This is a genomic window from Pseudomonas sp. PDM17, assembly GCF_014851985.1.
Taxonomy (GTDB): domain Bacteria; phylum Pseudomonadota; class Gammaproteobacteria; order Pseudomonadales; family Pseudomonadaceae; genus Pseudomonas.
This window is the reverse complement of the sequence record NZ_JACVAT010000004.1, coordinates 147,946-165,420: the sequence shown is the minus strand read 5'-3', so window position 1 is coordinate 165,420 and position 17,475 is coordinate 147,946. Positions and strand designations below refer to the sequence as shown.

The following is a 17,475-nucleotide window of genomic DNA, read 5'->3' as shown; positions in this document are numbered from 1 at the left end:
TTCTGATTGTTCACCCCGGCGCTGGTCTGCTCGGTCACCGCGGACAGCTCCTCGGCGGCGCTGGCGATCTGCGTCACGCCATCGTGGATGCGGCCGATCAGCTCGCGCAGGGATAGGTTCATGCGCTGCATGCTCTTTTGCAGCTGGCCCAGTTCGTCGTGACGATTGGTGGGGATGTCACGGCTGAGGTCGCCGTCGGCGATGCGCTCGGCGTGGCGCAGCACGTCGCGCAGCGGATTGACGATCTGCCCGGTGATGATCCAGGCAGCGATGCTGCCCAGCACCAGGGCGATCAGCGCGGCCAGGCCCAGCAGGGTCTTGGCCTGGGCGACGCCGGCGTCGCGCTTGGCGGTCTGGGTGGAGGTCAGTTCGTTGCTGAGCTTCTCGATCTGCTGGCCGGCATCGCGCATGCGGTCGCGAGCAGCCTGGCTGTCGTTGACCTCGTTGCGGTAATTGGTCAGCGCGTTGCGGTAGGTCTCCAGCGCGTCGAGGGTGGCGCGGAACTCGCTGTTCAGCTCGGCCGGCGAGGTGCTCATGTCACTCTTCACGCCGTCGATGAGCTTCTGCAGGGCAGCGAAGGCGGGTTGCTCGAGGTTCTGCGCGTCGGTGCTGGTGTAGGCCATGACCTGCAGGCGCGCCTGCATGACACTGCGACCGAGGCCGGAGAGGTCCTGCAGATGTTGCAGACCTTCGGGACTGCCGTTGCTGACCAGCTTCTGCTCGGCCTTCTGCATGCCTTCGCTGACCGCGCCGGCGGCCTGGATCAGCACCTGCTTGGCGGCGTCGCGCTCTTCGAAGGACTTCAGCAGTTGGGCGTACAGTTTGCGGTACTCCACGCTCAGATCATGCTGCTGGTCGATGACCCGACGGTCCTCGGCCTCGGTGAACCGCTCGTTCAGCGCGCGGTGGCGCTGGTCCAGCTTGTCCAGCGTATCGAGCACCGCCTTGGCGTCTTCCGGGGCGCGGGTGGACTGGAATTTCAGACGGGCGATACGCAGGTCCTTGGCGATCGCGATCAGCTCGGAAATCTCGCCGAGCTTGTCGCCCCGTTCGATCACGTTGCCCAGGTTGATCCAGCCGGTGAGGGCGATCAGCAGGGTGAGCAGCAGCACCAGGCCGAAGCCCGAGGCGAGTTTGAGTTTGACAGTCAGGTTGTTGAACCAGCGAAACATGAAGGCGGCGCTCCAGCGATGAACAGGGCCGGTACGCATGGCTGAGCAGGAAATGCGCAGAGTGGGGACGACCGGTACCGCTGATATCGGCTTCGCTGCGGGGAACTGAAGGGTTTTACGGTAATTTTCTGACTGGTGGTTCACGCTGGAGGCCGCGTGGTTACTGGCCTCTAGCCATTTTTCGTTAGTACAGTCGTGCCAAAAGCGCGGTCACGGCAGTCTCGACGCGCAGGATGCGTTCGCCCAGTTGCACGGGGTTCAGGCCGGCTTCGCGCAGCTTGTCGACCTCGTAGGGAATCCAGCCGCCTTCCGGGCCGATGGCCAGGGTCACCGGCTCGCTCAACGCCCGTGGGCACTCGGGCCACGGGCCGGGATGGCCGATCAGCCCGAGGCTGCCGGCGGCCAGCGTGGGCAGCCGGTCTTCGACGAAGGGCTTGAAGCGCTTCTCGATGATCACTTCGGGCAGCACGGTGTCGCGGGCCTGTTCGAGGCCCAGGATCAGTTGCTCGCGCACGGCCTCTGGCTCGAGGAAGGGGGTCTGCCAGAAGCTCTTTTCCACCCGGTAGCTGTTGAGCAGCACCAGCCGCGGCACGCCCATGGCGGCGACAGTCTGCAGCACGCGGCGGAGCATCTTCGGGCGGGGCAGGGCGAGCAGCAGGGTGAGCGGCAGCTTGGCTGGCGGGGCCTGGTCGAAGCTGACCTGCAACTCGGCCTCGTTGGCTTCCAGGCGCAGCAGGCGGCCTTCGCCCATCAGGCCGCCGAGGCGGCCGACGCGCATCCGGTCGCCGCTTTCGGCGCGGTGGACTTCCTGCAGGTGGGTCAGGCGGCGGTCGCGCAGGATCACGCGATCCGCCGCCACGAAGTCGGCGTCGTCGAGGAGCAGCAGGTTCACGAGCGGGTGGCCGGAGGCTGGTCGCCCTTGGACTCTTCTTCCTCTTCCGGGCCGCGCTTGCGGATCAGGTGGCTGAACAGCACGCCAGCCTCGAACAGCAACCACATCGGCACGGCCAGCAGGGTCTGCGACAGCGGGTCCGGCGGGGTGAGGATCATGCCGACGACGAAGCAGCCGATGATCACGTAGGGGCGGATCTTCTTCAGGTAAGCCACGTTGACCACCCCGATCCACACCAGCAGCACGGTGGCCACGGGAATCTCGAAAGCCACGCCGAAGGCGAACAGCAGGGTGAGGAAGTCCAGGTAGCTGTTGATGTCGGTCATCGGCGTCACGCCTTCCGGGGCCGAGCCGAGGAAGAAGTGGAACATCAACGGGAACACCAGGAAATAGGCGAAGGCCATGCCGGCGTAGAACAGCACGATGCTGGAGGCCAGCAGCGGCAGGGCGACGCGCTTCTCGTGCTTGTACAGGCCCGGCGCGATGAAGCCCCAGACCTGGGCGAGGATCACCGGCATGGCGAACAGCACGGCGACGATCATGGTCAGCTTCAGCGGCGCGAGGAAGGCCGACGCCGGGTCGATGGCGATCATGGTCGCGCCTTCGGGCAGGAAGCGGCGCAGCGGCTCGGAAGCCAGCGCGTAGATCTTCTGCGAGAAGTACAGCAGGCCGATGAAGATCACGAAGATCGCAACCACGCAGCGCAGTAGGCGCGTACGCAGCTCGGTCAGGTGCGAGACCAGGGGCATTTCCTGGTCGTGTTCGGGCTGGTCGGGTTTTTCGGCGCTCATGGGGTACGCGGCGTCTCGGACGAAGCGGGTGGCTGGCTCGCGCCAGTCGGTTCAGTCGGTTGGCTCGGCTGGCCGGCTTCCGGCGCCTGCGGTGCAGCGGCGGGAACCTCCGCAGTGGCAGGCGCGAGGCCCGCGCCCGGCAGGCTGTTCAGGCGGCTGTTGGGCGCGATGCTCGGCGCCGCGGGCGGCTCGGCAGGTGCGTTCTGGCCGCTGGACTGGACCGGCTGTTGCGGGTTGAAAGTTTCCCGCGCCTGCTCCTGCAGGTCAGTCAGCGGCGCCATCAGCTTCTTGGCTTCCTGTTCCATCTGCAGGATGTACTCGTTGTGCAGCTGGCGGCGGATTTCATCCGCGCCCAGCTCGCGCTCCACTTCCGTCTTGATGGCGTTGAAGCTGCGCTTGAGCCGGCCGATCCACAGGCCGGCCGTGCGCGCGGCGCCCGGCAGGCGGTCGGGGCCGAGCACCAGCAGGGCGACGAGGCCCACCAGCAGCAGTTCGCTGAAGCTGATACCGAACATGAATCAGTCCTTGCGCGCCGGCTCTTCGACCTTCTGCGCCTGGGCGTCGATGGTGTGCGGCTGGTTCAGCGGCGGGTTGCCGGCAGCGGCGTTCGGGTCCTTCTTCTCGTCTTCCTCGGTGTTCATCGCCTTCTTGAAGCCCTTGATGGCTTCGCCGACGTCCGAACCGAGGTTCTTCAGGCGCTTGGTGCCGAAGACCAGGACGACGACGATCAGGATGACGACCCAGTGTTTCCAGTCAAAGATGCCCATCTTGTTTTCCTCGCAAAGTTGTCGGGTTCAGGCTGACGGTTGGCGCGCGGCTTTCTCGTCGTGCCCGGAAAGGCCGAAGCGGCGGTCCAGCTCGTCCAGTACCGCCTGCGGGTGCTGGCCGAGGGCGGCGAGCATCACCAGGGAGTGGAACCAGAGGTCGGCCGTTTCGTAGATCAGGTCCGTGCAGTCACCGCTGGCGGCGGCGTCCTTGGCGGCGAGAATGGTTTCCACCGACTCTTCGCCAACCTTCTCCAGGATCTTGTTCAGGCCCTTGTGATACAGGCTGGCCACGTAGGAGCTGTCCGGTGCGGCATTCTTGCGCGCTTCGAGGACTTCCGCCAGACGGGCGAGGGTATCAGTGCTCATGGGGTTTTCCTGTACCTACGTGGGAGTAGATGGCATCCGGGTCCTTCAGGACCGGGTCGACGGTCTGCCAGGCGCCGTTCTCGAACACCCGGTAGAAGCAGCTCTCGCGGCCGGTGTGGCAGGCGATGCCGCCCAGCTGTTCGACCATCAGGATCACCACGTCGGCGTCGCAGTCCAGGCGCAGCTCATGCAGCTTCTGCACGTGGCCGGAGTCCTCGCCCTTGCGCCAGAGCTTGCCGCGCGAGCGCGACCAGTAGATGGCGCGGTTCTCGGCGGCGGTGAGGGCCAGGGCCTCGCGGTTCATCCAGGCCATCATCAGCACGCGGCCGGTGCGATGGTCCTGGGCGATCGCCGGCACCAGTCCATCGGCATTCCACTTGATTTCGTCCAGCCAGTCTTTCATCTCGGGTTCCGTACAGCGGGCACGCGCGGTGCCCAGAGCCACTTCGTAAGCCACTTCATCTAGCGGTTAAGTGTGCCAGCCAGTGCGGCGACTGGCTATCGGCGCAGAATCAGATACAGACCACCGGCCAGCATCGCCCACGCCGGCCAGGCCGCGAGGCTGTGGGTGGCGAGGCCTGTTTCGGCGGCCCCGGCGACCAGCACCGCGCCAATCAGCCGCGCCGGCCAGGCGCCGGCCATGCCGACCGGGACGCCGGTCAGGCGCGTTTCGGGCTGCGGCTCGCGGGACAGGCGCTCGAGCGTGTCACGGGTCATCTGCGCCAGGTGCGGCAGTTGTTCGATGTGTTGCTGGGCGTTGCGCAGCAGAGTGCCAGGGCTGACGCGCTCGCGCATCCAGCGTTCCAGGAACGGTTGCGCGGTGGTCCACAGGTCCAGCTCCGGGTAGAGCTGGCGGCCCAGGCCTTCGATGTTCAGCAGGGTCTTCTGCAGCAGCACCAGTTGCGGCTGCACTTCCATGTTGAAGCGCCGCGCGGTCTGGAACAGGCGCAGCAGCACCTGGCCGAAGGAAATGTCCTTGAGCGGTTTCTCGAAGATCGGCTCGCACACGGTGCGGATCGCCGCTTCGAAATCATTGACCTTGGTTTCCGCCGGTACCCAGCCCGAGTCGATGTGCAGTTGGGCGACCTTGCGGTAATCGCGCTTGAAGAAGGCGATCAGGTTGCGCGCCAGGTAGTCCTGGTCCTCGTCGGTGAGGCTGCCGACGATCCCGCAGTCCACTGCGATGTACTGCGGGCTCCACGGCGTGCGGGTGCTGACGAAAATGTTGCCGGGATGCATGTCGGCGTGGAAGAAGCTGTCGCGGAACACCTGGGTGAAGAAGATCTCCACGCCACGCTCGGCCAGTGCCTTGAAGTCGGTGCGCTGGTCGCGCAGGGTGTCCAGGTCGGTCACCGGAATGCCGTAGATGCGCTCCATCACCAGCACCTTGGGGCGGCACCAGTCCCAGTAGACCTGGGGCACGTAGAGCAGCGGCGAACCTTCGAAGTTGCGCCGCAGCTGAGAGGAGTTGGCCGCTTCACGCAGCAGGTCCAGCTCGTCGTAGATGGTCTTCTCGTAGTCGCTGACCACTTCGGCCGGGTGCAGGCGGCGGGCGTCGGCGGAGATGCGCTCGGCGGTGCGGGCGAGGATGTGCAGCCAGGCGATGTCGGAGCGGATCACCGGCTCCAGGTTCGGGCGGATGACCTTCACCACCACTTCCTCGCCGCTCTTGAGCTGCGCAGTGTGCACCTGCGCCACCGAGGCGGAGGCCAGCGGTTCGCGCTCGAAGCGGGAGAACACCTGCTCGATCTTCGCGCCCAGCTGCTGCTCGATGAGCGCCACGGCCTGTTCCGGCGGGAAGGGCGGCACCTTGTCCTGCAGGAAGGCCAGCTCCAGGGCGATGTCGTCGGGGAGCAGGTCGCGGCGGGTGGAGAGTATCTGGCCGAACTTGATGAAGATTGGCCCGAGGTCTTCCAGCGCCAGCCGGATGCGCGCGCCACGGCTGAGCTCCAGCGGCTTGCGCGGCAGCCAGCGCCAGGGCAGCAGCCCGCCGAGCAGGCGCAGCCACCAGGGCAGGAAGGGCAGTTCGAGGACCATGTCGTCCAGACGGTAGCGGATGGCTACGCGCTGGATGCGCAGCAGGCGGCGGAAGGCGAGCAGCTTCATGCGTCAGGCTTGATCTTCTGGGTCAGGCGGTTGATCCGCGCGTCGAGGCGGTCGAGGGACATCTTCAACTGGTCCAGCTCAGCGAAGCGCGCTTCGGCTTCGTGCTGGCCGACCAGGCTGCGGCTTTCCTCGGCGAGGTAGTCGGCGAGGCTCAGGCGCAGGCTTTCCAGGCTGTCGCCGGCCCAGGCCATGCCGCCGCGCAAACGCGCGCCGAGCAGGTGCGCGGGCACCGGGCCGAGCCAGCGGGAGACTTCGTATTCCCAGTCCAGCTCCAGGCTCTGGAGGATATCGGCCAGCTCCAGCAGCATCGCGCTGTCGCCGCCCATGGTCACTTCAGGGCTGTGCAGGACGCGGGTCTTGTCCTTGGCCAGGGCCAGTTGCAGCAGGCTGCCGGCGGGCGCGACGAGGGTGCAGTCGGCTGGCGCCTCGTGGTGCGCGGCCAAATGCAGGCCGTCAGCGTCGGGCAGGATGAACAGCCGCAGCGCGGGTGCCTGGCAGTCCACTTCCAGCACCTTGCCGGCGAGCCGGCCGAGACGCCGCAGGGCCACGCCGTCGAGCCGCAGCACGCGGTTGACGGTGGCTTCGGCGCTGGCCAGCGCGGCCTGCAGGAGCAGGGTCATCAGGGCTTGATGCCGCGGTGCAGGGCGACCACGCCGCCGGTCATGTTGTGGTAGGTGACGCGGTCGAAGCCGGCCTCCACCATCATCGACTTCAGCGTTTCCTGGTCGGGGTGCATGCGGATCGATTCGGCGAGGTAGCGGTAGCTCTCGGAATCGTTGGTCACCAGCTTGCCCATCAGCGGCAGCAGGGTGAAGGAGTAGGCGTCGTAGGCCTTGGACAGCAGGCTGCTGGTGGGCTTGGAGAATTCCAGCACAAGCAGGCGGCCGCCGGGCTTGAGTACCCGCAGCATGGAGCGGATGGCTTCATCCTTGTGGGTGACGTTGCGCAGGCCGAAGGCGATGGTCACCGCATCGAAGTAGTTATCGGGGAACGGCAGCTTCTCGGCGTCGGCCTGGACGAAGTTGACGTTGCCGGCGACGCCGCTGTCGAGCAGCTTGTCGCGGCCGACCTTGAGCATCGAGGCGTTGATGTCGGCCAGCACCACTTCGCCGGTCGGGCCGACCAGGCGGGAGAACTGGCGGGTCAGGTCACCGGTGCCGCCGGCGATGTCCAGCACCCGGTTGCCGGCGCGTACGCCGGACAGCTCGATGGTGAAACGCTTCCACAGACGGTGGACGCCGCCGGACATCAGGTCGTTCATCAGGTCGTACTTGGCGGCGACCGAGTGGAATACCTCGGCGACCTTCTCGGCCTTCTCGCTCTCGCGCACGGTCTTGTAGCCGAAGTGCGTGGTGGGATCGGCGCTGTCCTGGCCGGCTTGGGGCTTGCGCGGTTCGCTCATGGCGTTTGTACCCTGGAAGTCAGTGGCGGGCATTCTAACAGGATGCAGAGAAAACGCCGCCCCGGTCACGCCGCCAGCGGGGTGCGGCGATACGGCGCGGCGCGTATGATCGGCGGGGTCAGTCAACTGCGGAGTTCCAGCATGTCCCGTATCCACGTCGAACGTTCCCACTCCCTCGGCCTCGAAGCCGCCCGCGCCAAGGCGGAAAAGCTCGCCGACAAGCTCACCCGCGAGCACGGCGTGAGCAGCGAGTGGCAGGGCGACACCCTGCTGTTCAAGCGCAGCGGCGTGGACGGGCGCATCGAAGTGGGCGCGGACAAGGTCGCGGTGGACGTGAAGCTGGGCCTGATGCTCTCGGCCATGGGCGGCCTGCTCAAGGGCGAGATCGAGCGCGCGCTGGACAAGGCCCTGGCCTGACCCCCTGCCGGCCCCGTTCCCCGCGGGGCCATGCCGTTTTCGTGCGGCGCCGGCTTTCCTACAAAGCCTGGTATGTGTTTTCTAATTTTCCCCGATACCTTGGCCCACAGTCCCGCCTGATGCGGGCAGCTTTCGACATCATCGAATCTGAACCTGTGAGGTGCCACCATGGCCAAGGCTGTCAGCAAGAAGAAAGTCGCAGAACTCCAATCCTCCCTCTACTCCGATGCCAAGCACTACGCCCGGCAGATCTGGCTCGCAGGCCTGGGCTCCTACGCTCGCGTGGGCCAGGAAGGCAGCGAGTACTTCAAGGAACTGGTCAAGTCCGGCGAGTCCGTGGAGAAGAAAGGCCGTGACCTGGTGAGCACCCAGATCGACGCCGCCAACGACACCGTCAAGGGCCGTCTGCACAGCGTCAAGGCCAAGCTGAACTTCGACAGGATCGAAGAGGCGTTCGATGCGCGCGTGTCCTCCGCCCTCAACCGAATCGGAATTCCCTCCAGGCGTGATGTGGAGGCGCTCTCTGCTAAGCTGGATGAGCTGAGCGCAGTGCTCGAGCGTGTCGCGAGAACCCAATAAGGAGAGCAGGATGGCTGGCAAAAAAACTACCGATAAAAAAGAGTCCAGTTGGATCGGCGAGATCGAGAAATACTCGCGGCAGATCTGGCTGGCTGGCTTGGGGGCCTACTCGAAGGTCAGCAAAGACGGCAGCAAGGTGTTCGAGACCCTGGTCAAGGACGGCGAGAAGGCTGAGAAACTGGCCAAGACCGAAGTCGAGGGTGCGGTGAAGACCTCCACCCGTTCCGCGAAGGCGCGCGTCGATGCCGTCAAGGGCGCCGCGATCGGCAAGTGGGGCGAACTGGAAGAGGCCTTCGACAAGCGCCTGAACAGCGCGATCTCGCGCCTGGGCGTGCCGAGCAGCCGTGAAGTGAAAGACCTGCACAGCAAGGTCGACAGCCTCACCAAGCAGATCGAGAAGCTCACCGGCGTCAGCGTCGCCAAACCGGCCGCCAAGGCCGCCGCCAAACCCGCAGCGAAAGCCGCCGCCAAACCGGCCGCGAAACCCGCTGTGAAGACCGCGGCTTCCAAACCGGCTGCCAAGGCTGCTGCCAAACCTGCAGCGAAGGCGGCCGCCAAGCCCACTGCCAAAGCCGCCGCCAAACCGGCTGCCAAGGCTGCCGCGAAACCCGCTGCCAAGCCTGCTGCGAAGCCGGCTGCCAAGCCTGCTGCGAAGCCGGCTGCCAAGGCTGCGGCCAAGCCTGCCGCGAAACCGGCTGCCAAGCCCGCTGCTGCGAAAGCCGCCGCGAAGCCTGCCGCCAAACCCGCTGCAAAACCGGCTGCCACCGCCAAGCCTGCCGCTGCGAAACCTGCAGCCAAGCCGGCCGCGGCGAAGAAGCCTGCCGTGAAGAAGCCCGCTGCACCCAAGGCCGCCGCCAAGCCGGCTGCTGCGAAACCGGCAACCGCTCCGGTCGCCACTCCGGCACCGTCGGCTCCCGCCGCTGCGCCGGCCGTGACGCCGTCCGCCGCTGCTCCGGCAACGCCGCCGCCGTCCCAGGCCTGACCGGTCTGCTGCAACACCCACGCCCGGCCTCGCGCCGGGCGTTTTCATTCTCGCAAGACAAAAACCTGCAGGGATAAGTCAGGGGGTGAGGTAGCGCTTGGCGAGTCGCTCGGCGATCAGCTGCGAGTCCGGCCGCAGATGCGGCGCTACCAGCATCATGACCTGGAACACCACCTGGCGGACGTCGCCCTCGTGGCCGAGGATGCGCTGGTAGTCGAGGGAGAACAGCAGCGTCAGGGTGATCTGCTCTACCAACTGGCCGAGGGCTTCGGTGTCGCTGGCCAGTTCGTCCTGCGCCTTGAGCTGTGCCAGCAGGGTGGCCAGGGTGCGCTTGAGCTGGTTGAGCCAGGCCCGCACGCCACGGGCGAGCTTGGGCAGGCGCCCGGCGAGGTTGGAGAGGTCCTGGAAGAGGAAGCGGTAGTGCGCCAGGCGCTCGACGATCAGGTGCAGGAACAGCCAGTAGTCCTCGGCGCCCAGTCGCACGTCTTCCGGCGGGTCGAGCAGCGGCGCCAGTTCGTCCTGGAAGCGTTCGAACAGCGCCAGCACCAGCGGTTCCTTGCCGTGGAAGTGGTAGTAGAGATTACCCGGGCTGATGCCTAGTTCGGTGGCGATCTCCAGGGTTGAAACGTTGGGCTCGCCCTGCTCGTTGAACAGCTGCAGGGCGCATTCGAGAATCCGGTCGCGCGTTTTCATCCGTGTTCAGGTTCCAGCCGCAGTGGGGCCGACGATAGCTTCGGGATAGGGTGGCTGCCAATTGCTGTGCGGCAAACTTCTGCATGGTGCCCCCGCGACGTGGGTTGCCAGGGCATCTACGCAGGATGGTGTGGAGCGTAGCGATACCCATCGACTCAGCGCGCCGTCAGCATGGGTATCGTTGCGCTCCACCCATCCTTCGAGAGCGTTCTACGGTGCCAGTGGAAGGCGCGGAGCGAACAACCCGCAACGGGTTGCCCGATCCATGCTTGCCTCAGCGTACGTGCACGTAGGTGCCCGGTGCGGCTTCCTTGGCCGGGTATTCGGCGTTGCCCAGCTCGAAGTTCACCGGCCGGCGTTCGCCCGAGCGCTCCTGGATCCACTCCAGCCACAGCGGCCACCAGCTGCCTTCCTGGCGCTTGGTGTCGTAGTACCAGGCGCGCGGGTCGGAGCTGATCTTGCTGTTCTCGAAGTAGCAGGCCTTGGGGTTGCCCGGCGGGTTGAGGATGCTCTGGATGTGCCCGCTGTTGGACAGCACGAAGCGCGTCTCGCCGCCCAGCAGCTGGGCCGAGCGGTACACCGCGTCCCACGGGGTGATGTGGTCGGTGATGCCGGCGACGTGGAAGTTGTCCACCGCGACCTTCTTCAGGTCGATGGCGCTGCCGTTGACTTCCATGGCACCGGGGCGGGCCAGCGGGTTGTGCTTGAAGAAGTCGAGGAAGTCGCCGTGCAGCGCGGCGGGCAGGCGGGTGTTGTCGTTGTTCCAGTAGAGGATGTCGAAGGCCGGCGGCTGCTTGCCCAGCAGGTAGTTGTTGACCCAGTAGTTCCAGATCAGGTCGTTGGGGCGCATCCAGGCGAAGATCTTCGCCATGTCGCGGCCGTCCAGCACGCCGTGCTGATAGGAGCGGCGCTTGCTGGTCTCCAGGGTCTGCTCGTCGGCGAACAGCGCGGCCGGGGTCTCCACCTGGCTGTCCAGCAGGCTCACCAGGTAGGTGGCGCTGGCGACCTTGCGCAGTTGCCGGCGCGCCTGCAGGTGGCCCTGCAGCGCGGCGATGGTCAGCCCGCCCGAGCAGGCGCCCATCAGGTTGACGCTGCGGCTGCCGCTGATGGAGCGGCACACGTCGATGGCCTCGTCCAGCGCGGTGACGTAGGTCGACAGGCCCCACTCGCGGTGGCGCGCGTCGGGGTTGCGCCAGCTCACCATGAACAGCTGCAGATTGTTCTTCAGGGCGTACTGGACAAAGCTCTTCTCGGTCGTCAGGTCGAAGATGTAGAACTTGTTGATCTGCGGCGGCACGATCAGCAGCGGCTTGGCATGCAGGTGCTCGCCCATCGGCTTGTACTGGATCAGCTCCAGCACCTCGTTGCGCAGCACCACCGCGCCGGGCGTGATGGCCAGGTTCTGGCCGATCTCGAAGGCGCTGCGGTTGACCTGGCTGGGCATGCCGCCGTTGTGCATCAGGTCGTCGAGCAGGTGCTGCGCGCCCTTGAGCAGGCTCTGCCCGCCGGTGTTGAACAGCTCTTTCACCGCCAGCGGGTTGAGCAGGGTGTTCGATGGCGAGGCGGCGTCGGAGAGTATCGACAAGAGGAAGCGCGCGCGGGCGCGGTCGTCGCTGTTCAGGTCGCTCTCGTCGACCCAGGCCAGCAGTTGCTTCTGCCACGCCAGGTAGGCCTGCACGGTACGCCGGTAGAAGGGGTTCAGTCGCCAGGACGGGTCCTGGAAGCGTGCGTCCTGCGGGTTGGGCTGCAGCGGCGAGTCGCCGATCAGCACCTTGCCCACCTGCTTGCCGAAGGCCGCCAGGTGCTTCGCCGAATGGACCGGCTGGCGCACGCCCTGCAGCGCCAGCATGCGCAGGGTGGACAGTATGTCCTTGCCGCGCAGGCCGACCATCGCACTCTGCGCATTCATGTATTGGGTGGGGACGGGGACGCTACCAGGCTCAGCTTTCTCTCGCATGAACAGCACTCCGTAAAGGGTCCGACCTGACAATGGCGACGCAAGGCCTGTACCAGAATCGGGAGACTCCCGTTCCAGACGCCTGCCGCCGGTTCGAGGGGTGTGCACGGGTATCGACGCGAGAGGGTAACTGCCCGAAAACAGGGCAGCGGATCAGCAGTCGGGCTGCCCTGCGGTCACCTTCGAAGGCGGCCGCAGCGCGGGTCCCTAATCAGGCGCTACGTGTCGATACCCGTGAACACGCCTGTTTGTTGTTCGGCTCTTTAAAAAAAGTGCCTGCGCAGCGATCGGTCAAGGCAGGATGCCCGCCGACTGTGACGAAGCTGTGATGCTTCAGCTGGCTTTCGGAGCGAAAGGCCGGGGGTGGATGATCGCGCGCTGCCGTTCTTCCTGGAGGAATTTCATGATGATCGGCGCCACGGTTTCCGCGCGGGTCACCAGGAACAGGTGGCCGTCGTCGATCACGTGCAGCTCGGAGTTGGGGATGCGCCAGGCGATCATGCGCATGTTGATCAGCGGGATGATCGGGTCGTCGTCGCCGGCCAGGATCAGCGTCGGCTGACGGATCTTGTGCAGCCAGTGGATGCTGGTCCAGCCGAGGCCGGCGAACAGCTGCCAGTAGTAGCCCATCTTGCCGGACGAGCGCACCTTGCTGGCGAAGGCCATGGCCAGCTTCGGATCGCGGCGGAAGGCGCCGCCGTAGATGTCCGGGGCGATGTGCACGCCATAGGACGGCTGGATGTAGCGCCGTGGACTGGCCATGCGCCAGAGCACCCGCGGCTTGCCCGGCACCATCACCGCACCGGCGGCGGTGGCGGCGAGGATCAGCTTCTTGCAGCGCTCGGGATAGTCATGGGCGAACTGTTGCGCCAGGGCGCCGCCCCAGGAGACACCGATGGCCGTCACCTGGCCGTAGTCCAGGTAGTCGAGCATCCGCGCGGCCAGCTTCGCCAGGCCGGGGAAACGGTACGGCGTGCTGGGGGTGGACGAGCCACCGACGCCGGGCACGTCGAAGGCGATCACCTCCAGGTCCGGGTCCAGCGCGGCGACGAAGGGGAAGACCAGCTCCAGGTTGGCGCCGATGCCGTTGAAGATCAGCAGCGGCGTCATGTGCCTCTTGCCCGGACGCACGGCGGTGCGGATGGTCTGCCCGTCGAGCTCGATGGTGCGGAACTCGAAGGGCTGCGCCGCCGGCGCCTTGCTCGGCAGTATTTCCTCCGCGCTGCGCTTGCTGCGCGCGCGCCGGCTCGTCGGCGCGGCCACTTCCACGGCCTGCGACGATTCTGGGGTGTTGGCGTCGTCCACGGCGCCGGCTTGCGGGAGGAGTTCTGTTTTCATCGTTCGTGTACGTAGGTTCCAGGGGCGGCTTCGCCGGCCGGGTGGGCCTTGTTGCCCAGGGCGGTCGGTGCCTTGCGCGTCTTGCCCGAGCGCTCGGCGAGCCAGTTCTGCCAGTGCAGCCACCAGGAGTCGGCGTGCTTGCTGGCGTTTTCCTGCCAGGCCTTCGGATCGGCCGAGAGTTCAGGGCCGGTCATGAAGCGGGCCTTGGGGTTGCCTGGCGGGTTGAGGATGCTCTGGATGTGTCCGCTGTTGGATAGGATGAATTCACACTTGCCGCCCAGCAGACGAGCGGAGCGGTAGCAGGCTTCCCAGGGTGTGATGTGGTCGGACAGGCCGGCCACGCAGTAGAAGTCGCAGGTGATCTGCTTGAGGTCGATGGCCGTGCCGGAGACCTCCAGGGCGCCGGCGCGGGTCAGCGGGTTGGTCTTGAACATCTCCACCAGCTCGCCGTGCAGCGCGGCTGGCAGGCGCGTGGTGTCGTTGTTCCAGAACAGGATGTCGAAAGCCGGCGGCTCGTTGCCCAGCAGGTAGTTGTTGACCCAGTAGTTCCAGATCAGGTCGTTGGGGCGCATCCAGGCGAACACCTTGGCCATGTCCTTGCCTTCGAGCACGCCGGACTGGTAGGAGCGGCGCTTGGCGGCCTCCAGGGTCTTCTCGTCGGCGAACAGGGCGATCTGGGTGTTCATCTCGAAGTCCAGCACGCTGACCATCTGGGTGAAGGCATGGACCTTCTTCTCGCCCAGGGCGGCGTAATGGCCGAGCAGGGTGACGGTGGTGATGCCGCCGGAGCAGGCGCCGAGCATGTTCAGGTCCTTGGCGCCGGTGATGGCCAGGACCGCGTCGATGGCTTCCTTCAGCGCCTCGATGTAGGTGGTCAGGCCCCACTCGCGCTGCGCCTTGGTCGGGTTGCGCCAGCTGACGATGAAGGTCTGCACCTGGTTGCGCAGGCAGAAGCGCGCCAGGCTTTTCTCCGGCGACAGGTCGAAGACGTAGAACTTGTTGATCTGTGGCGGTACCACCAGCAGCGGGCGCTCGTGCACGCTCTCGGTGATCGGCTTGTACTGGATGACTTCCAGCACGTCGTTGCGGAATACCACCGCGCCTTCGGTCACGGCCAGGTTCTTGCCGACCTCGAAGGCTTCCATGTTGACCTGGCTGGGCATGCCGCCGTTGTTCACCAGGTCCTTGGCCAGATGGGTAAGACCGTCGAGCAGGCTCTTGCCGCCGGTCTCGAAGAAACGTTTGACCGCTGCCGGGTTGGACAGGGTGTTGGTCGGCGCCATGGCCTCGGTCATCAGGTTGATGACGAACTGGCCGCGGCTGATGTCCTGGCTGGACAGGTCGCTGTCGCCGATCCAGGTGTGCAGCTCCTTGCGCCAGGCCAGGTAGGTCTGCAGGTAGCGGCGGTAGAGCGGGTTCTGGCTCCAGGCCGGGTCGTTGAAGCGGCGGTCGTCGTCCGAGGGCTTGAGGTCGGACTTGCCAAGCAGCACGTTCTTCAGCTCGAGGCCGAAGTGGGCTACGTGCTTGGCGCTGTGGAACGGCTGCTTGACCGCTTGCAGCAGCACCATGCGGGCAGAGGTGAGCAGGTCCTTGCCCTGAATGCCGATCACCGGGCTGAGATTCAGGGTGTTTTCCGCGGCTTGCTGGGGTAGATCGCTGTTGTTCTTCTGGGTCATCGGCGACGCTCCATTGTCCTGAGACACATACTGGCGGGGCTCACCTTTCGTGACGTAAGGCCAAGTACTTCTCGGGGTTGCGGAACGTGGAGAGGGCTCCACGCGATTCATCTACTTGGCGGCATCACTGGAAGTTCAGGAAACCACGCTCTGTGCACTGTAGTTCCGTACATTGCACTGCCTTGGTTACCCGAGTTTCCTTCGCCGCGCAAGCTGGTGCAGCGTGGGCCAACTCCTAGGAGTATGTCGGGAAAAGTTAGAAAACGCGCCCTAGAGCGGGGGCATCTCGCCAAACCCGGGGTGACCGACCTGCACGCAGCAGTCTGCAACGGGAATGTTGCAAATGGCGTGCCCTGGAGCGATTGCCCGACGAAGGTTGGTGCGCAGGAGGAGGCGGGGAGGAAAGATCGAAGGAGTTGGAGGGGGGATTGGCGTGAGAGTCGATTCATCTCTGCAGGAACGGGCTGCTATGCAGACCAGCCATGTGGGCGCGATCGCGCCCATGGGGCGCTCCTGCAGGGAAAACCTACAGCATGAGTTTGACGACAGACTCCGACGGATCGCGTGACTTGCCGGCCTTCTCCAGCTGCGCCAGGTAGTCGGCCCACAGCTCGTCCTGGCGCATGCACAGCTCGTAGAGGTAGTCCCAGGTGAACAGGCCGCTGTCGTGGCCGTCGTCGAAGGTCAGCTTGAGCGCGTACTGCCCGGCCGGCTCGATGTTGCTCAGACCGACATTCAGCTTGCCCACCTGCAGCACCGGGTTGCCATGGCCCTGGACTTCCGCCGATGGCGAATGCACGCGCAGGAACTCGGCGGGCAGCTCAAAGGACTGTTCCCCATAGGTCAGCGAAAGCTTTTTCGAGGCCTTGTGCAGCTTGATGGCGGAAGGCATGCGCATGGACGGCTCCTGGACGGCGATTCCGGCATTGTAGCGCCGGCAGAAAAACAGCGGGGCGCCCTGAGGCGCCCCGTCGCAGCGATAGGGATCGCTTAGAGGATGTAGCGGGACAGGTCTTCGTCCTGGGCCAGCTCGCCCAGGTGACCGTTGACGTAGGTCGCGTCGATCACGATGGCCTTGTCGCTGTGCTCGCTGGCGAGGTCGGCGGCGTCGAAGGACACCTCTTCGAGCAGGCGCTCGAGCAGGGTGTGCAGGCGACGGGCACCGATGTTCTCGGTCTTCTCGTTGACCTGGAAGGCGATCTCCGCGAGGCGCTTGATGCCGTCGGCGGCGAACTCGATGTCCAGGCCTTCGGTCTTAAGCAGCGCGGTGTACTGCTCGGTCAGCGAAGCGTGCGGCTCGCTGAGGATGCGCTCGAAGTCGCTCGGGCTCAGGGCTTTCAGCTCGACGCGGATCGGCAGGCGGCCCTGCAGTTCCGGCACCAGGTCGCTGGGCTTGGACAGGTGGAATGCGCCCGAGGCGATGAACAGGATGTGGTCGGTCTTCACCATGCCCAGCTTGGTGTTCACGGTGCAGCCCTCGATCAGCGGCAGCAGGTCACGCTGCACGCCCTCGCGGGAGACGTCGGCGCCGCCCACGTTGCCGCGCTTGGCGATCTTGTCGATCTCGTCGATGAAGACGATGCCGTTCTGCTCCACGGCTTCCAGGGCGCGGGCCTTGAGGTCTTCCTCGTTGACCAGGCGCTGCGCTTCCTCGTCGCGGATCAGCTTCATGGCCTCGGCGACCTTCAGCTTGCGGCTCTTGCGCTTGCCCTTGCCCATGTTGGAGAACAGGCTCTGCAGCTGGTTGGTCATCTCTTCCATGCCGGGCGGGGCCATGATTTCCACGCCCGAAGGAATGTCGGCGACCTCGATGTCGATTTCCTTGTCATCCAGCTGGCCTTCGCGCAGGCGCTTGCGGAACAGCTGGCGGGTGTTGGAATCCTCGCGGGCCGGTTCGTCACCGAAACCGGTGGTACGCGCTGGCGGCAGCAGGGCGTCGAGGATGCGCTCTTCGGCGGCGTCTTCGGCGCGGTACTTCACCTTCTGCACTTCCTGCTCGCGGAGCATCTTGATCGCGGCATCGGCGAGGTCGCGGATGATCGACTCGACGTCACGGCCGACGTAGCCGACTTCGGTGAACTTGGTCGCTTCGACCTTGATGAAGGGGGCGTTGGCCAGCTTGGCCAGGCGACGGGCGATCTCGGTCTTGCCGACGCCGGTCGGGCCGATCATCAGGATGTTCTTCGGCGTCACTTCGGCGCGCAGCTCGGCCGGCAGCTGCATGCGCCGCCAGCGGTTACGCAGGGCGATGGCGACGGCGCGCTTGGCGTCGTCCTGGCCGATGATGTGACGGTTGAGTTCGTGGACGATCTCGCGGGGAGTCATGGACATTTGACG

Annotated in this window: 18 protein-coding genes and 1 pseudogene; 3 read left to right on the top strand and 16 right to left on the bottom strand. The window is 65.7% G+C overall.

Going from position 1 to position 17,475, the window contains the following annotated elements; translation table 11 throughout:
- Positions 1-131: 131 nt before the first annotated feature.
- From IB256_RS30975 to ubiE, 10 genes and pseudogenes are all read right to left on the bottom strand, one after another.
- Positions 132-1,172: pseudogene (locus tag IB256_RS30975) on the bottom strand (methyl-accepting chemotaxis protein); the annotation flags it as partial.
- Between the two features lie 184 nt (positions 1,173-1,356).
- Positions 1,357-2,064: a 16S rRNA (uracil(1498)-N(3))-methyltransferase gene (locus IB256_RS14970; RefSeq protein WP_192293747.1), complete on the bottom strand. Its 708-nt coding sequence runs from the start codon at positions 2,062-2,064 to the stop codon at positions 1,357-1,359.
- Complete coding sequence (gene tatC, locus IB256_RS14965; protein ID WP_045212907.1) at positions 2,061-2,855, bottom strand: twin-arginine translocase subunit TatC; 795 nt, start codon at positions 2,853-2,855, stop codon at positions 2,061-2,063. Before tatC ends, IB256_RS14970 begins: the two co-directional genes overlap by 4 nt.
- Positions 2,852-3,370 (bottom strand): Sec-independent protein translocase protein TatB, encoded by a 519-nt coding sequence (tatB, locus tag IB256_RS14960; RefSeq protein WP_192403081.1) that lies wholly within the window; start codon positions 3,368-3,370, stop codon positions 2,852-2,854. The genes tatC and tatB overlap by 4 nt, the downstream gene beginning before the upstream one ends.
- A 3-nt stretch (positions 3,371-3,373) precedes the next feature.
- On the bottom strand, positions 3,374-3,622 hold the full coding sequence (locus IB256_RS14955; protein ID WP_017520155.1) for a twin-arginine translocase TatA/TatE family subunit: 249 nt from the start codon (positions 3,620-3,622) through the stop codon (positions 3,374-3,376).
- A gap of 27 nt (positions 3,623-3,649) precedes the next feature.
- Positions 3,650-3,988, bottom strand: a complete 339-nt coding sequence (locus IB256_RS14950) for a phosphoribosyl-ATP diphosphatase (protein WP_045212901.1) — start codon at positions 3,986-3,988, stop codon at positions 3,650-3,652.
- Complete coding sequence (gene hisI / locus IB256_RS14945; protein ID WP_024766215.1) at positions 3,978-4,391, bottom strand: phosphoribosyl-AMP cyclohydrolase; 414 nt, start codon at positions 4,389-4,391, stop codon at positions 3,978-3,980. Before hisI ends, IB256_RS14950 begins: the two co-directional genes overlap by 11 nt.
- Before the next feature lie 95 nt (positions 4,392-4,486).
- The gene (ubiB, locus tag IB256_RS14940; RefSeq protein WP_192293743.1) at positions 4,487-6,094 is read right to left on the bottom strand and encodes a ubiquinone biosynthesis regulatory protein kinase UbiB; all 1,608 of its coding nucleotides are present in this window, start codon (positions 6,092-6,094) and stop codon (positions 4,487-4,489) included.
- Positions 6,091-6,714 (bottom strand): SCP2 domain-containing protein, encoded by a 624-nt coding sequence (locus IB256_RS14935; protein ID WP_081519625.1) that lies wholly within the window; start codon positions 6,712-6,714, stop codon positions 6,091-6,093. The genes ubiB and IB256_RS14935 overlap by 4 nt, the downstream gene beginning before the upstream one ends.
- On the bottom strand, positions 6,714-7,496 hold the full coding sequence (ubiE, locus tag IB256_RS14930) for a bifunctional demethylmenaquinone methyltransferase/2-methoxy-6-polyprenyl-1,4-benzoquinol methylase UbiE (protein WP_151189072.1): 783 nt from the start codon (positions 7,494-7,496) through the stop codon (positions 6,714-6,716). The genes IB256_RS14935 and ubiE overlap by 1 nt, the downstream gene beginning before the upstream one ends.
- A gap of 141 nt (positions 7,497-7,637) precedes the next feature.
- Here ubiE and IB256_RS14925 point away from each other — a divergent pair, with 141 nt between their 5' ends.
- The 3 genes from IB256_RS14925 to IB256_RS14915 all read left to right on the top strand — a co-directional run bounded on the left by IB256_RS14925 (position 7,638) and on the right by IB256_RS14915 (position 9,474).
- Positions 7,638-7,913 carry a polyhydroxyalkanoic acid system family protein gene (locus IB256_RS14925; protein ID WP_138213081.1) on the top strand — a complete coding sequence of 92 codons (276 nt, stop codon included), beginning with the start codon at positions 7,638-7,640 and terminating at the stop codon, positions 7,911-7,913.
- Between the two features lie 168 nt (positions 7,914-8,081).
- Positions 8,082-8,492, top strand: coding sequence for a phasin family protein (locus IB256_RS14920; RefSeq protein ID WP_192293741.1), 411 nt, complete (start codon positions 8,082-8,084; stop codon positions 8,490-8,492).
- A gap of 10 nt (positions 8,493-8,502) precedes the next feature.
- The gene (locus IB256_RS14915; protein WP_192403080.1) at positions 8,503-9,474 is read left to right on the top strand and encodes a phasin family protein; all 972 of its coding nucleotides are present in this window, start codon (positions 8,503-8,505) and stop codon (positions 9,472-9,474) included.
- A 78-nt stretch (positions 9,475-9,552) separates the two neighbouring features.
- On the opposite strand, the gene IB256_RS14910 is transcribed toward IB256_RS14915, so the two are convergent.
- The 6 genes from IB256_RS14910 to hslU form a co-directional block, all read right to left on the bottom strand.
- Complete coding sequence (locus tag IB256_RS14910) at positions 9,553-10,167, bottom strand: TetR/AcrR family transcriptional regulator (RefSeq protein ID WP_192293737.1); 615 nt, start codon at positions 10,165-10,167, stop codon at positions 9,553-9,555.
- A 274-nt stretch (positions 10,168-10,441) separates the two neighbouring features.
- The gene (gene phaC, locus IB256_RS14905; RefSeq protein WP_192403077.1) at positions 10,442-12,124 is read right to left on the bottom strand and encodes a class II poly(R)-hydroxyalkanoic acid synthase; all 1,683 of its coding nucleotides are present in this window, start codon (positions 12,122-12,124) and stop codon (positions 10,442-10,444) included.
- Between the two features lie 333 nt (positions 12,125-12,457).
- Complete coding sequence (gene phaZ / locus IB256_RS14900) at positions 12,458-13,462, bottom strand: poly(3-hydroxyalkanoate) depolymerase (RefSeq protein WP_225594821.1); 1,005 nt, start codon at positions 13,460-13,462, stop codon at positions 12,458-12,460.
- Positions 13,459-15,138 carry a class II poly(R)-hydroxyalkanoic acid synthase gene (gene phaC, locus IB256_RS14895; protein ID WP_081519632.1) on the bottom strand — a complete coding sequence of 560 codons (1,680 nt, stop codon included), beginning with the start codon at positions 15,136-15,138 and terminating at the stop codon, positions 13,459-13,461. The genes phaZ and phaC (IB256_RS14895) overlap by 4 nt, the downstream gene beginning before the upstream one ends.
- Before the next feature lie 526 nt (positions 15,139-15,664).
- A complete protein-coding gene (locus IB256_RS14890) occupies positions 15,665-16,036 on the bottom strand; it encodes a gamma-butyrobetaine hydroxylase-like domain-containing protein (protein ID WP_192403075.1) in 372 nt (123 codons plus the stop codon).
- Between the two features lie 92 nt (positions 16,037-16,128).
- The gene (gene hslU / locus IB256_RS14885) at positions 16,129-17,469 is read right to left on the bottom strand and encodes an ATP-dependent protease ATPase subunit HslU (RefSeq protein WP_192293731.1); all 1,341 of its coding nucleotides are present in this window, start codon (positions 17,467-17,469) and stop codon (positions 16,129-16,131) included.
- Positions 17,470-17,475: the final 6 nt, after the last annotated feature.

Bases quoted from the DNA above. Each gene is read 5' to 3' on its own strand.
- tatC (WP_045212907.1), bottom strand. From the start codon at position 2,855: ATGAGCGCCGAAAAACCCGACCAGCCCGAACACGACCAGGAAATGCCC.
- tatB (WP_192403081.1), bottom strand. From the start codon at position 3,370: ATGTTCGGTATCAGCTTCAGCGAACTGCTGCTGGTGGGCCTCGTCGCC.
- IB256_RS14955 (WP_017520155.1), bottom strand. From the start codon at position 3,622: ATGGGCATCTTTGACTGGAAACACTGGGTCGTCATCCTGATCGTCGTC.
- IB256_RS14950 (WP_045212901.1), bottom strand. From the start codon at position 3,988: ATGAGCACTGATACCCTCGCCCGTCTGGCGGAAGTCCTCGAAGCGCGC.
- hisI (WP_024766215.1), bottom strand. From the start codon at position 4,391: ATGAAAGACTGGCTGGACGAAATCAAGTGGAATGCCGATGGACTGGTG.
- ubiB (WP_192293743.1), bottom strand. From the start codon at position 6,094: ATGAAGCTGCTCGCCTTCCGCCGCCTGCTGCGCATCCAGCGCGTAGCC.
- IB256_RS14935 (WP_081519625.1), bottom strand. From the start codon at position 6,714: ATGACCCTGCTCCTGCAGGCCGCGCTGGCCAGCGCCGAAGCCACCGTC.
- ubiE (WP_151189072.1), bottom strand. From the start codon at position 7,496: ATGAGCGAACCGCGCAAGCCCCAAGCCGGCCAGGACAGCGCCGATCCC.
- IB256_RS14925 (WP_138213081.1), top strand. From the start codon at position 7,638: ATGTCCCGTATCCACGTCGAACGTTCCCACTCCCTCGGCCTCGAAGCC.
- IB256_RS14920 (WP_192293741.1), top strand. From the start codon at position 8,082: ATGGCCAAGGCTGTCAGCAAGAAGAAAGTCGCAGAACTCCAATCCTCC.
- IB256_RS14915 (WP_192403080.1), top strand. From the start codon at position 8,503: ATGGCTGGCAAAAAAACTACCGATAAAAAAGAGTCCAGTTGGATCGGC.
- IB256_RS14910 (WP_192293737.1), bottom strand. From the start codon at position 10,167: ATGAAAACGCGCGACCGGATTCTCGAATGCGCCCTGCAGCTGTTCAAC.
- phaC (WP_192403077.1), bottom strand. From the start codon at position 12,124: ATGCGAGAGAAAGCTGAGCCTGGTAGCGTCCCCGTCCCCACCCAATAC.
- phaZ (WP_225594821.1), bottom strand. From the start codon at position 13,462: ATGAAAACAGAACTCCTCCCGCAAGCCGGCGCCGTGGACGACGCCAAC.
- phaC (WP_081519632.1), bottom strand. From the start codon at position 15,138: ATGACCCAGAAGAACAACAGCGATCTACCCCAGCAAGCCGCGGAAAAC.
- IB256_RS14890 (WP_192403075.1), bottom strand. From the start codon at position 16,036: ATGCGCATGCCTTCCGCCATCAAGCTGCACAAGGCCTCGAAAAAGCTT.
- hslU (WP_192293731.1), bottom strand. From the start codon at position 17,469: ATGTCCATGACTCCCCGCGAGATCGTCCACGAACTCAACCGTCACATC.